Here is a 14,010-nt window from a genome sequence, read left to right as displayed (position 1 = left end):
TAAACCTTAAAAAAACAAACTATGATTATCGCAATTGTTATCGGTTTCCTGGTGTTAATCGGTATCTTCTTCTACAATTCTCTTATTGGTAAAAAAAACCAGGTTACCAATGCATTTTCGGCTATTGATGTTATGCTTAAGAAGCGCTTTGACCTTATCCCCAATTTGGTTGAGGTGGTAAAGCAATACACCAACTACGAGCAAGGTACGCTAACTAAAATAGTAGAACTCAGGGCTAAAGCCACCTCTGGCAACGTGAGCGATGCGGAAAGAGCGCAAATTGATACGCAGCTAGGCAGCAGCATTAATGGGCTGATGCTTAATGTAGAGAACTATCCGGATTTAAAGGCCAATACCAATTTTATTAACCTGCAAACCACCTGGACAGAAAGTGAAGAACAGATTGCAGCAGCCCGCAGAACGTATAATTCGGCAGTAACCGATTATAATAATGCCATTATGATGTTCCCGGGAAGTTTATTTGCTGGTATGCTGAATTTCCGTCCGGAAACGGTTTTAGAAACCGCAGCTGAAGAGCGTAAAAACATCAGTGCAAAAGAGCTTTTTAACAATTAATGCAATTTGACGTAAAGAACAATGTAGCCTTGCAAAATGTATTGGCTGCAATGGAAGTTGAACGCAAGAAAATTTCTGCGGCCCAAACCAAAGGCTACCTGGGCATTGGGTTAGGGGTTTTACTGCTTATTTTAGGCTTTGTTTTGGGCTTTCCAGCTGCCGGTGTGGTCGCATTAATTGCGCTTGGCCTTGTTGGGGGTATCATTCTTTACCGCATAGGTGATGAACTGCATGCCTATAAAGATGCCTATAAACAAAATGTAATTGGTGCGGCATTAAAGTTTCTGGATCCCAGCCTCACACTTAAGCCTTATGAAGGGATTTTGGCTCAGGAATTCGTGTATTCGCAACTGTTTACCAAAAATCCCGACCGTTATAAAACAGAAGATTTAGTAAGTGGCATTGCCGGAAAAACCGGATTTTACTTTGCAGAGGTACATGCCGAGTATAAAACCGTTCACCAAACCAAAAACGGTACCCGAACCGAATGGCACGACATTTTTAAAGGCATGATCTTCGTAGCCGATTTTAATAAAAACTTTAAGGGGGTTACCGTTATCCGACCGAAAGATTTTGGTGCCGCTTTGGGAGCCTGGTTTTCCAGTAACTTATTCTCTTTTGGAAATAAAGACCTGGTAAAACTGGAAAATACCGATTTTGACAAAGCCTTTGTAACGTACGCCACAGATCAGGTAGAGGCCAGGTATATTCTAACACCAGCCATGATGGAAAGGATTCTAAATCTCCACAACAGCGCCAAATATGCCATCAGTCTCTCTTTTATTGAATCGAGGATGTACATTGGATTTCCCTTAGACAGAAATTATTTCGAAGCCCCTATTTTTAAAACCTTGCTTAATCCGCAACTGCTGGATGACGATATTGCGGCAATCAAGTTTATGTACGATATTGTTCAGGAACTTGATTTGAACACCAGAATTTGGGGTGAAAATTAATCTGCCCTTTAGCTGAGGTGTTTCTTTACAATCTCTTCTAAAGTGGAAATATCAAAGGGCTTGGATAAATAACTATCTGCACCAGCTTCATTGGCCAAAGCAGAGATATCATTATTTGCAGAGAAATAAATTACCGGGATATGCTTTAAATCCGGGTTTTGTTTGATGGCCTTAGTGGCCTGAATTCCGCCCAGATCAGGAAGCCAGTTATCCATAAAAATGAGATCAGGCATGTATTCTGAAACCTGCTGCTCGATATTATTAGCCGTTTCGGATGTTCTGATCTCATAACCCGCATCCTCCAGAATGAAGGTACATAAATCGAGAATATCCTTATTATCGTCAAAAACAAATACTTTCTTCACTGCCATTAATTTTTATTATCCACGTAAACCATTTATAAATTCAGCCATCTCAAAACTATCTAAAACCAAATTGGGTTTTACCGCGATACTGGCTTGTTGCGGCATATACGGCATTATTGCGGTATTTGGATTCTGTATAACCACTCTCCCGCCGAAATTGTTTACAATTTTTAATCCTTCCACTCCATCGGCGTTAGATCCAGAAAGCAAAATGCATACCAAATCGCCCTTAAACACCTCTGCAGCAGACTGAAAGGTAACATCAATAGATGGCCTTGAATAATTTATTTTTTCAGAATAATCTAAAGAAATAGTATGATCATCTTCAACAAGCAGGTGATAATCTGCCGGAGCAATATAAACTTTTCCGCCTTCCAGCAGGGATTTTTCTTCGGCTTCCAGAACTTTTAAAGCAGTTCTACTCTGCAAAAGGTCCGTTAAAAGAGATTCGGAACTGCCCTTGCGGTGAACCACGATTATAATGGGAATGTTAAGGTCGGCCTTTAGCGCAGGGAAAACTTCTAACAGCACGTCTAAACTCCCGGCAGAGCCGCCAATAACAATGGCACCACATTTGGGTTCTTTTAAAGTTTCCGCCATATTTTCTCCGTTTTTACTCTTTTATATTCCTTAGCCCTGGGCCAAAAATCCAGACTCTCCTTACTGCCTAAGGCCAAATATCCGAGATTTTCCAGGCTATTATCAAACAAGTTAAAAACTTTATGCTGAAGGTCCTTATCGAAATAAATCAGTACATTCCGGCACATAATCAACTGGAACTCGTTAAAGGAGTGGTCTGAAACTAAATTATGCGTAGAAAATATCATTTTGCTGCTTAACCCTTCATCGAATTTTGCCAGAGAGTAATTTGCCGTATAATAAGTTGTAAAGTCTTTTGCCCCCCCAGATTGGCGGTAATTCTCAGAATAGCCCTTCAAATAATTTAAAGGGAACATACCCTTTTTTGCCTTCTCCAATACAGATGGGTTGATATCTGTAGCATAAATTAACGATTTGCTTAACAAATTAAGCTCTTTAAGTACAATGGCTAAAGAATAAGCTTCCTCACCAGTAGAACAACCCGCCACCCAAATCCTGATAAAGGGATAGGTACCCAAATTGGGGAGCACCTCATTGCGCAGGGCTTTGTAAAATCCAGGATCACGAAACATCTCGGTTACGTTAACTGTGATTTCTTCGAGGAAACGTTTAAAATACTGTTTATCTGTTCTAACAGTATAGCGAAATTCGGCAAAGCTGACAAAATTATCGAGCGCAAATAAACGGGTAATCCTCCGCTTTATTGAAGCAGGAGAATACGCTAAAAAATCATAACCATGAGTTTCCAGTACATCATTCAGCAACAGGTTAACCTGTTCATTATCTATTGCATCCACTATCACGGGTTAGGAAGTAAACTTTTCTATCTGCATTAACAACTCATCAACATTTATAGGTTTTGAAACATAGCCCGAAGCACCGGCACTTAAACAGCGCTCTCTATCGCCTACCATGGCCTGTGCAGTTACCGCCAAAACCGGAATATTTTGCATATGTCCTGATTTTTTCATCGCAGAAATAGCCTGGTAACCATCCATATCCGGCATCATCATATCCATCAATACAATGTCTACCTTTTCTTTATTCTCGATAAGGGTGAAACCTTCTTGCGCACTAGTAGCGGATAAGCAATCAAAACCTTTGGCTTTTAATACAGCTTTTAGGGCAAAAATGTTTCGGTTATCGTCATCTATTATCAATACTGTTTTTAGAGGCATAAAATAATAATTAAGCGTTGTGATGATTTTCGTATAACCAAACTCGTAAAAGAGATACCAGTTGATCCATGTCTACTGGTTTGCTGATGTAATCAGAAGCTCCGGCTGCAATACACTTTTCACGATCTCCCATCATAGCTTTGGCTGTAACGGCTAAAATAGGTAAATTCCGGTATTTAATATTCTGCCTGATGGCGGTAGTAGTTTCATAACCGTCCAATTCTGGCATCATCATATCCATCAGCACCACATCAACCACTTCATGCTCTTCCAGCATTTTAAGGGCTTCCTTGCCATCTGTAGCGGCCAAAACTTTCATTTGGTGTTGTTCCAGTATTTTGGTCAGTGAAAATATGTTACGCACATCATCATCAGCCACCAGCACCGTCTTATCCTTTAAAACATCTTGTAACTCCGAATACTTTTTAGGTGTTTTGCGTTTATCCTTATTTTTTTCTTCTACAAGATGCAGAAATAAACCGGCTTCATCTAAAATACGCTGGTAAGAATGTGCCGTTTTAACCACAATAGAATCTGCATACTGCTTAATTCTATTCTCTTCTCCCTTGGATAGGTTCTTTCCTGTAAAAATAATAATCGGCAGGTTTTCTAGTCCTGGAGTTTTCTTTACTACCTCCAGGGTTTCATAAGCATGCTTATCCGGAATACCCATATCCAGGATTACACAATTGACTTCTGGTTTATGCAGGGCAGAAACGCCTTCATTTACCTGATTTACAATTTCGGTTTGAATATTGAAATTGCTTAAGAAATAGCTCAGGGCTTTTGCATGTTGCTCATTCTCTTCTACAATCAATACCTTTTTAGGGTGACGGCTAAGGGCATGTTCCAGCTTTTGAAAAACCTCTTGCATGTGTTCAAAAGCGAATGGTTTATTGATAAAATCTACTGCCCCCTTCAACAAGCTTTCTTTTTTAACCTGTAGAGAAGACATGATGTGTACAGGAATAGGACGCGTTTCCGGATCAGATTTCAGCTCTTCCATAACCTGCCAACCATCTTTTACGGGCAACTGTATATCTAACAATATGGCCAGGGGTTTATAGGCCCTTGCTAACTCTATACCCGCATCACCACGCACGGCCACCAGCCCTTTGTAATTTCTTTTCCGGGTAAAATCAAGCAAGGTTTTGGCAAAAGGTGTATCATCCTCCACAATCAAAATCACTTTATCGTCTGGATGGATGTTATCTCTATCATCTTCCACATCCTGTGGGATATGGTGAACTGTTAGGTTACTTGTTTTTGGGGTAAGATCTGAAACTGGTGGCGCCAATTTCTCTACTGGTGTATCAAACTGCTCAATACCTTTATTTTTATCTATAGGCAAGGTTAGGGTGAATACACTTCCATCTCCTTCCTTACTTTTTAAATCGATATATCCGCCCAATAGTTTGGCTAATTCGCGGCTTATAGAAAGGCCTAAACCTGTTCCACCAAATTTGCGACGGGTAGAGCCATCTGCTTGCTGGAAAGCCTCAAACACCATGGCCTGCTTCTCTGGAGCAATCCCCACGCCTGTATCCGCTACCTTAAAAATCAGGGCATCCAGCTTCTCATTTTTGGTAATATTTAGTTTAACTGAGCCTTCGGTGGTAAACTTTATCGCATTGGAAAGCAGGTTTTTCAATATCTGTTCCAGGCGCATTCTATCGGTATGAAAAAACTCGGGTACATCTGCAGCCTGATCGATAACCAGGGCTAAATTCTTTTCTTTGGCAAGCGGATTAAAAAGTGAACGCATATTGAGTACCACCTCTTCTACTTTAATGTTTGCCCGGTCAAGCTCCATTTTACCGGCCTCAATTTTAGAAAGATCTAAAATTTCATCAATCAAACTGAGCAAACCCTGCCCCGAGCTTTGGATAACCTCGGCATATTCTTTATGCTCGCTATCAATCTCCTCATTCTCGGCCATCAATCTCGACAAAAGTAAAATGGAATTCAATGGCGTTCTCAACTCGTGAGACATATTGGCCAAAAACTCCGATTTATATCTGGTACTGAGCTCCAGCGCTTCAGCTTTTTGCTGGATTTCGATGTTTCGCTCTTCAATTAATTCATTTTTCTCTTCCAGCAAGCTGCTTCTCTCTTCCAATTCCTGGTTGCTCTGCAGTAATTCTTCCTGTTGAACCCTTAACTCTTCTTCTGATGCCTGAAGTTTCTGTGCCTGGGCCTCCAGCTCCGCATTCATCCCCTCCAGTTCATTGTGCTGAACTTGTAACTCCTCCGACTGTGCCTGGGTTTCTTCCAGCAATTGCTGTAGTTTCTGCCTGTTTTGTGCACCTAATAATGCCGTACCTACATCAGAAATAATCAGGTTTAAAAAGTGTAACTGTAAATCACTGTATGCATTTATAGTTCCGAGTTCTATCCCGCCAATGGTGATTTCATTTCTGATAATAGGCAGAATAACCAATTGAGCGGGCTTAATTTTCCCCGTGGCGTGGGTAATCGTTAATTCCGATTGAGGTACATCATCTAACAAGATTCTTTTACCCGATTTAACCACTTGACCAACCAAACCTTGCCCTATTTCCAAAACCGGGTCCAGCTGCTGTGCTTGCAAGGCATACTTCCCCTTTAAATGCAAATAGCCATCATCCTTAAACAAATAAATTGCACCGATTTGGCTTTTGGTATAGGCGGCTAAAAATTCAATAATATCATCTGCAAGATGGAAAACATCCTTCTCGCCAACCATTTTAACATTCAGATTGGCCACTCCGGTTTGCAGCCACTCATTCTCCTCCAGGGTATCGAAAGATTTTTTTAAGGATGCAGACATGTTGTTTAACGATTCGGAAAGTTCTCCGATATCATCTCTGGTCTGGCTATCCAGTGTAACACCATAGTTGCCTTCCGAAATTTGATGAGCAATTTCTTTGATGGCCACAATACGTTTCTCCATTTCGTATTTCTTCTCTTCAATTTCATGCTGGAGCTTTACGCGTTCATCAAAATCAACGGATACCTTGCGGTAAAAAAACAAGGTAATGAGCACCGCTAACAATGCAGCGATCATAATCAATATGGGAGTGAAAGCAGTTAATTTATTCAGCTCAACCGTTCTTTCTTCCAATAAGCGCTTCTCTTCGTCAGTCATCCGCTTCACAATATCCCGGGCCTGATCCATATAGGTTTTACCCTGAAATAGCACTGTTGGATCAATTTGCCCGCCCAGCGACTTAATTTCAACCGTAGACTTAATAATATCCAGGCGTTTCACTAAGATGTTCCTTAATTCCGCGACATATTTCTGCTGAAGTGCATTGTCCTTTGTCCAGGTGCTTAATCTATTTAGAATATGAGCAGCACTATCACTGGCACCAGTGTAAGGTTCTAAAAAAACCTTATTCCCGGTTAACAAGTATCCCCGTTGTCCTGTTTCCGCATCCTTCAAAGAAGAGATAAGATTTTCGACATTCAGGATAACCTCATCGCTGTGCTTAACCAGTTCGGTGCTCTTAATTAAATTTCTGATACTAACGTAAGAGGCAAGCGAACTGATAAAAAGGATAATTAACGACAAGCCCAGGCCTAAACGCAGATTGTTTTTAAGAGTTGTTTTCATTTATAAGTAATGAGATTTTAGCTTTGGGATTGGAGGATGGCTTCTTCGGTAATGGGAATGATAAAATAGAACTCAGAACCTTCATCCGGAACGCTATTTACACCAATAGTGCCGCCATGGCGATTAATAATCTCTGAACAGATGTACAATCCGATCCCTAAACCATTAAAGCGGTTGCTATTTTCTTCAACACGATAGAACTTCTCGAAAATTCTTTTTTGCTGCTCGGAAGAGATCCCGATACCGAAATCTTTTACCGCCAGATATAATTTACCATCCTTGATGTTGATGGTTACATTTACCTGGTTGGTACCGGGTGCATATTTAATTGCATTGGTGATAAAATTGATCACAACCTGTTCCAGTCGCATCTCATCTCCAAAAATCATTTCATGGGTTTTACCTAACTTGTTAATGATAAAGTTAGGATTGGATTGCTGCAACATTTCGATGGCATTATTTACCATGTTATCGGCACAAAAATGCTGCATATTGAACTTCATCTTCCCACTTTCAATCTTCGAAATATCAAGCAAGTCGACGATCAAATCATTCAGTTTTTCCAATTGAATACTGGCTTTTTCCAGGTGATTTATCGCCATAGCCTTATTATCTTTATCCAAACTGCGCTGAAGCAATTGAATGTATCCTTTTACACTGGTTAAAGGCGTTTTAAGTTCGTGGCTTGCTATACTGATAAATTCATCCTTTTTATTTTCAGCCTGTTTTCTAAACTCAATTTCTTCCAGCAATTTCTCCTGCACTTCATTCAGTTTTCGGCTCTGCTCGTAAATGCGGTAAAAAGTTTTGATTTTAAGCAAAAGCACATTAATGTCTACAGGTTTAGTGATATAATCCAATCCCCCACTCAAATATCCCTTGGTGATGAATTTAAGCTCGGTATTTACTGCAGATAGAAATATGATGGCTGTATCCTTCGCTTTGCTGAAACCAGAAATAGCTTCAGCCACTTCAAATCCATCCATATCTGGCATTTGAACATCGAGGATAATCAGGACATAGTTGTTTTTTAAGACTTTCTTCAGCGCCTCTTCTCCCGAGGAAGCGGTATCGACTTCGAAATTGTGTGCTTGTAGTACTTTCTGTAAGGAGATCAGGTTTTCAGGCCTGTCATCAACTATAAGGATCATTTATATAAAACAATTTAAGGTCGGGACAATATGCTTGGTTTAGAGACACAATGCTCATTAACTGTAAACCAACAAAAAGGTTTTAAAAATGTTTTAAATTTTATAAATTATTTGAGTTGAAGGTATCCCCTTGCCTGATGTCTCCGGTTTCAAACCCTTTTTTGAACCAATACATCCGCTGTTGAGAGGTGCCATGGGTAAAAGAATCGGGCTGAACATCTCCTGTGGCTTGCTTTTGAAGCTTATCATCACCGATGGCATTTGCCGCGGTTAGCGCCTCTTCTATATCGCCTTCTTCGAGTTTAAAGTCTTTTAAATTTTGAGCATGGTGAGCCCAGAGACCTGCAAAAAAATCGGCCTGTAATTCTAGTTTAACCGATAGGCGGTTGTATTCTTTTTCACTAACCTTTCCACGGGCCTCATCCAGTTTGGCAGATATGCCCAATATATTCTGCACGTGATGCCCCACTTCATGGGCAATAACATAAGCTTGAGCAAAATCGCCGGCAGCGCCAAAGCGATTTTTTAAATCATCGTAAAAAGAGAGATCGATATATACCTTATGGTCGCCAGGGCAATAAAAAGGTCCCACATTAGATTGCGCATAACCGCAAGCCGTTTGAACGCCGTCTCTAAAAAGTCTGAGTTTAGGATATTCATATGTTTTACCCATCGCCTGGAATTCGCGGTCCCACACCTGCTCTGTAGATTCCAATACCCCGGAAACAAATTGCGCTTGTGGATCGTTCGCCGGCACTCCTTGCTTAACTTCTGTATTTTCAGCCCCTGCAGGAAGCTGCCCTACTAAACCCGTTAAATCTTTCCCAAAGAACAAGCCTAAAACGATAACGATTAACCCGATACCACCGCCTAAAGCTGTTCTTCCTCCTCCTCCACTTCTGCCGTCTTCAACGTTTCCGCTTCCTTTACCAAACCATTGCATAGTATTAATTTTTAAGTCCAAACAAACAACCCCAATTACAGGTCAATTGTTATACTAAAATAGAAATTATTTTAATCGCTTTATTCTTAATTGTGTTGAAATCAAAAAAGGCTTTAAAAGAGGGGTAATATGGAAACTGGTTGGATGTAAAATGGCCAGCGACAACACGCGTATTTTGCCTAAAACTAAGATATATGAGCATTTTAAGGTGCTTAAAATTAAGACCCCACATTACTTAACAGGCTAGTGACGAACATTCTTGGATTGTAAATGGCCCCGGGTTCCCACTTTTCTATAATTAAAGCATCTTCGAAAGTCCCGTTTTCATGTTCCTTGATAAACCATTCGCCCCCTACCAGTCTACGAATTACTTCTCCGCAATAAATATGGATTAAGAAAGAGAAAGGTAAATCAAAAAAATCAACATTTAAGGACTGTGCTCTTTTCTTGATGTCACTACTTAATCGACACAAACTCTTTAGAGAATAGTTGAGGCTATTGGGTTTGAGTAATAAAGCCGTTTCAAGTAATTGTGTTGATTTTATAGCCATCTCATTGAAATCGGACATAGGCACAAACAAATCATTATTAATAGATTTATCATTTACCGTACGGTGAGCAGCTATAAGCTCCTGGATTTCAAGCCATTCTTGATCTTTTTTCATCATTATTAGTTTTAAGAACTAATAGGGATGATGAGGCACCAAAATAAAAAATATTTTAAGAAATAGCCGGGAATAAACGTTTATAATCGTTTAGTGTATTTTGAAGTTTTGGCAAGGTATTGCCAACGCTAGTGGCAATATTATTAAAAGCCTCCCGACAGAAATCGGAAGGCTCAAGTTATATCTTTTATTAGCTGTTAAAGGCAGTAATTGCCTGAGCAATTCTAGCTTTCGTTTCTTCAACGCCCAACAAAATAGCAATATCAAAAACACCAGGACCGAACTTACCACCCACCAGCATAATGCGGAAAGGCAACATTAATTCACCTGGCTTAAATCCTTTTTCTTCTGCCAGGGCTTTAAAAGCGCTTTCTGCTGTTGCGGCATCGGTTAAGGTTAAATTTTCGGCAAAAGTGTTAAAGAAATCGGCCTTCTCTGCTGTCCATTTTGGTTTTACCGAAGCTATATCATATTCTGTAGGAGAAGCAAAAAAGTAGCGGCTTTGTGCAACAAAATCAGGCAACAAAGTGCAACGATCTTTAATTAAATCAATTACGGTATTCAAAAAGGTATTATCGTTTACCTCAATACCTGCCTTTAACAATTCATTTTTAACGGGTAACTGCAAGCTATCTACAGGTGATTGTTTAATCCACTCGTGATTATACCATTTGGCTTTTTCAAAATCGAATTTTGCGCCTGCTTTACTAATACGCTCTACCGAGAATTTTTGTTCCAGTTCTGTTAAACTAAACAACTCCTGATCTGTACCATCGTTCCAGCCGAGTAAGGCAAGCATATTAATGAAGGCTTCAGGCAAAAATCCCATTTCCTTGAAACCTTTGGTTACATCACCGGTTTTAGGATCAGCCCAGTTCATCGCATATACCGGAAAACCTAAACGATCACCATCACGCTTACTTAATTTCCCGTGTCCATCGGGTTTTAAAATGAGTGGTAAATGTGCCCAGCTTGGCATATCACTTTCCCACCCTAAATATTTCCAAAGCAAAATATGAATCGATGCAGAAGGCAGCCATTCTTCACCACGAAAAGCATGTGAAATTTCCATTGCTTTATCATCCACCACAACGGCCAAATGATAAGTCGGCATTCCATCTGCTTTCAATAAAACCTTATCATCTACCAATGAAGTGTCAAAGCTTACATCGCCACGGATTAAATCGTTAAAGTGTACCACTTCATTTTCCGGAACTTTAATGCGGATTACATGTGGTGTTTTGGCGGCTAAAAGCGCTTCCACTTCGCTAATGGTAAGCGTAAGCGAGTTACGCATTTGCATACGAGTTGCTTGTCCGTATTGAAAATTAGGAAACTCTTTTCGCTTAGCCTCCAACTCTTCAGTTGTATCAAAAGCATAATAAGCATAACCATCACTAATGAGCTGCTCAGCAAATTTCCTGTAACTGGGTTTACGTTCACTTTGACGATACGGGCCATAGCTGCCGGGATGGCTCGGGCTTTCATCAGGCGTAATGCCACACCAGTTTAAACAATCTACAATATATTCTTCGGCACTAGCCACAAAACGGTTTTGATCGGTATCTTCTACACGAAGAACAAAGGTTCCATTGTTCTTTTTAGCGAACAGATAATTAAATAAAGCCGTGCGGACACCGCCTAAATGCAGGCCTCCTGTTGGACTAGGGGCGAATCTTACTCTAACTTTTTTATCCATGATTTTAGCAACGAGCAGGCAGTTAATAGCTTAGCGATCTGGAATATTACAGTGCTATACGTCATGCACCATGCTCGGCACAAAGATATGTTTTTTATGTTTTTTTCGTTTTGTTATCGTAATTTGCCTATCTAAAGCATGAATCCTTACGAAAAGAAACGCCGCTGGAAATTTTTCCTCCTTATTTTTGCCATCCTAATCGGCATAGCATCAGTATTTTACACCGATTCATTCGTAAAGAAAATGGAACGCGAAGAAGCCATACAGTTTAAATTATGGGTACGTGTTCAAGAAAGAGCCATGCTTCTATTTGACGATCCCCTATCGCAAAGCTTGGTGAATGATGTTCGTGAAAACATTAAAATGCCCGTAATTCTACTGAATAAAGATGGGGTAATTATTTCATCCACCGGACTAGATACCACTAAAACACCTAACCCGGGAGCAGATAAACTAGAGTTTGACAGCTTATATTTTGTTCGGCAGCTTCGAAATATGAAAAGTCAGCACGCTCCAGCCGAACTCAATATTTTTGGTGATAAATATATGGCCTACTATCGTGATTCGTTTGTTTTAACGCAATTGCGGTATTTCCCTTATATCCAAATGATTGTGATCTTCCTTTTCCTCCTCACCGCTTACGCCGCTTTCAGTTCATCAAGAAAGGCAGAGCAAGACCATGTTTGGGTAGGTTTGGCAAAAGAAACGGCACACCAGCTGGGTACGCCCATTTCGTCGCTTATGGCTTGGATAGAGCTCATGAAGTCTAAATTTGATGCGGAAGATGACCCTTTAATTGCCGAGATGGAAAACGACGTGAAGCGTTTGGAAATTATCACCGATCGTTTCTCTAAAATTGGTTCAAAGCCTATTCTGGAAGACCATACGGTTTATATTGTCATCAACAATTTCTTAGATTACTTCAAGGTTAGAACATCCGATAAGGTTAAATTTAAAATTACCGGCGATGATCAGGTTAGGGCCATGCTCAACATTCCGCTTTTTGATTGGGTGATTGAAAACCTCTTAAAAAACGCGGCGAATGCTATTGAAAATGAGGGAACAATTTCCATCAATATCATCGAAAATTTGGCCAAAGAACAGGTATTTATTGATGTCTCTGATACCGGAAGAGGGATTCCTCGATCTAAGTTTGATGCCGTTTTTCAACCAGGATACACTACCCGAAAACGGGGCTGGGGACTCGGCTTATCCTTAACCAAAAGAATTGTAGAGAACTACCACAGTGGCGAAATTTTTGTAAAAGAATCCGATCTTGGAAAAGGAACTACCTTCAGAATAATATTAAAAAGCAGTTTAACGTATGAACCGACCACAGCCTAATGAATACCCGATTTGGGGCGAAACCTATATTAGCAAAGTTGATGGAGATATTTTTGAAATCCTGAATCAGCAGGTAACCAGCATCCCCGAATTGTTTAGAAATAATGCAAGCAAGGCCAACTATGCTTATGCTGAAGGCAAGTGGACACTAAAGGAAATGTTGGGCCACATCATCGATACAGAAAGGATTTTGGTTTACAGGCTAACCTGCTTTGCCAGAAATGAACAACAAGCCCTACCCGGTTTTGATGAAGACGATTACGTGCTGCATGCCCGCTTCGCAGAACGCGACCTGGAAGATCTGATTGAAGAGTTTGCAGCCCTGCGAAAGGCCAACCTCTATCTTTTTAGAACACTCGACGAAACGGAGCTCAATAGAAAAGGAATTGCTTCCCAACGCGAAATCAATGTAAAATCGATCCTTTTTATTGTTGCCGGCCATATTATTCACCATGTTTCCATCTTAAAAGAGCGCTACCATGTGGTTTAAGAACTTTACTGTTGATGAATTGAATGATCGCCCAAAAAACCATATTGGAGCATTATTAGACATTAAATTCAGCGAGATTGGCGAAGATTTTATTGTGGCAACAATGCCCGTAGATGAACGTACCCACCAACCAGCCGGTATTTTACATGGCGGAGCATCGGTAGTATTAGCCGAAACCTTGGGGAGTATTGCTTCCTACATGTGTATTGATCCTCAAAAGTATATGGCTGTAGGTTTGGAAGTAAATGCCAATCACCTGCGTCCGGTAAAAAGTGGTTTGGTAAAAGGAATCTGTAAACCGCTTCATGTAGGAGCCAAAACGATGGTTTGGGAAATTAAAATTTATGATGAACGTGGAAAAATGAACTGCATCAGCAGATTAACAGTGGCCATCATTCCGCAGCAAAAATAGTTGGTTCAATAGTTCAGATCATTCCGTCATTCAATA

The 14,010-nt window shown here is 40.3% G+C and carries 14 protein-coding genes; 5 read left to right on the top strand and 9 right to left on the bottom strand.

Annotated elements, in window-relative coordinates:
- Positions 1-21 precede the first annotated feature (21 nt).
- Positions 22-576: a LemA family protein gene (locus BMX11_RS01015; protein WP_090879998.1), complete on the top strand. Its 555-nt coding sequence runs from the start codon at positions 22-24 to the stop codon at positions 574-576.
- Positions 576-1,532: a DUF3137 domain-containing protein gene (locus tag BMX11_RS01010; protein WP_090879995.1), complete on the top strand. Its 957-nt coding sequence runs from the start codon at positions 576-578 to the stop codon at positions 1,530-1,532. Before BMX11_RS01015 ends, BMX11_RS01010 begins: the two co-directional genes overlap by 1 nt.
- 8 nt (positions 1,533-1,540) lie before the next feature.
- On the opposite strand, the gene BMX11_RS01005 is transcribed toward BMX11_RS01010, so the two are convergent.
- The 9 genes from BMX11_RS01005 to gltX form a co-directional block, all read right to left on the bottom strand.
- A complete protein-coding gene (locus BMX11_RS01005; RefSeq protein ID WP_090879992.1) occupies positions 1,541-1,903 on the bottom strand; it encodes a response regulator in 363 nt (120 codons plus the stop codon).
- 9 nt (positions 1,904-1,912) lie between these two features.
- Positions 1,913-2,497, bottom strand: a complete 585-nt coding sequence (locus BMX11_RS01000; protein ID WP_090879989.1) for a chemotaxis protein CheB — start codon at positions 2,495-2,497, stop codon at positions 1,913-1,915.
- Entirely contained in the window at positions 2,482-3,300 is an 819-nt protein-coding gene (locus BMX11_RS00995; RefSeq protein WP_090879986.1) for a CheR family methyltransferase, read from the bottom strand. The genes BMX11_RS01000 and BMX11_RS00995 overlap by 16 nt, the downstream gene beginning before the upstream one ends.
- A 3-nt stretch (positions 3,301-3,303) precedes the next feature.
- The gene (locus BMX11_RS00990) at positions 3,304-3,675 is read right to left on the bottom strand and encodes a response regulator (protein WP_090879983.1); all 372 of its coding nucleotides are present in this window, start codon (positions 3,673-3,675) and stop codon (positions 3,304-3,306) included.
- 10 nt (positions 3,676-3,685) lie between these two features.
- Positions 3,686-7,270, bottom strand: coding sequence for a response regulator (locus BMX11_RS00985; protein ID WP_090879980.1), 3,585 nt, complete (start codon positions 7,268-7,270; stop codon positions 3,686-3,688).
- A gap of 17 nt (positions 7,271-7,287) precedes the next feature.
- Positions 7,288-8,421, bottom strand: a complete 1,134-nt coding sequence (locus BMX11_RS00980; protein WP_090879977.1) for a sensor histidine kinase — start codon at positions 8,419-8,421, stop codon at positions 7,288-7,290.
- A gap of 100 nt (positions 8,422-8,521) precedes the next feature.
- A complete protein-coding gene (gene ypfJ / locus BMX11_RS00975; protein ID WP_090879974.1) occupies positions 8,522-9,364 on the bottom strand; it encodes a KPN_02809 family neutral zinc metallopeptidase in 843 nt (280 codons plus the stop codon).
- A gap of 218 nt (positions 9,365-9,582) precedes the next feature.
- Positions 9,583-10,032, bottom strand: a complete 450-nt coding sequence (locus BMX11_RS00965; protein ID WP_090879968.1) for a hypothetical protein — start codon at positions 10,030-10,032, stop codon at positions 9,583-9,585.
- A gap of 187 nt (positions 10,033-10,219) precedes the next feature.
- The gene (gene gltX / locus BMX11_RS00960; RefSeq protein ID WP_090879965.1) at positions 10,220-11,728 is read right to left on the bottom strand and encodes a glutamate--tRNA ligase; all 1,509 of its coding nucleotides are present in this window, start codon (positions 11,726-11,728) and stop codon (positions 10,220-10,222) included.
- A gap of 138 nt (positions 11,729-11,866) precedes the next feature.
- On the opposite strand from gltX, the gene BMX11_RS00955 reads away from it, so the two are divergent.
- The 3 genes from BMX11_RS00955 to BMX11_RS00945 are packed head-to-tail and all read left to right on the top strand — an operon-like array spanning position 11,867 to position 13,974.
- Positions 11,867-13,072, top strand: coding sequence for a sensor histidine kinase (locus BMX11_RS00955; protein ID WP_090879962.1), 1,206 nt, complete (start codon positions 11,867-11,869; stop codon positions 13,070-13,072).
- The gene (locus BMX11_RS00950; protein ID WP_090879959.1) at positions 13,053-13,562 is read left to right on the top strand and encodes a DinB family protein; all 510 of its coding nucleotides are present in this window, start codon (positions 13,053-13,055) and stop codon (positions 13,560-13,562) included. Before BMX11_RS00955 ends, BMX11_RS00950 begins: the two co-directional genes overlap by 20 nt.
- The gene (locus tag BMX11_RS00945) at positions 13,552-13,974 is read left to right on the top strand and encodes a hotdog fold thioesterase (protein WP_090879956.1); all 423 of its coding nucleotides are present in this window, start codon (positions 13,552-13,554) and stop codon (positions 13,972-13,974) included. The genes BMX11_RS00950 and BMX11_RS00945 overlap by 11 nt, the downstream gene beginning before the upstream one ends.
- Positions 13,975-14,010 lie beyond the last annotated feature (36 nt).

This window comes from Pedobacter rhizosphaerae (genome assembly GCF_900111155.1).
GTDB lineage: Bacteria > Bacteroidota > Bacteroidia > Sphingobacteriales > Sphingobacteriaceae > Pedobacter > Pedobacter rhizosphaerae.
This window is presented reverse-complemented; position numbering and strand designations above follow the sequence as displayed.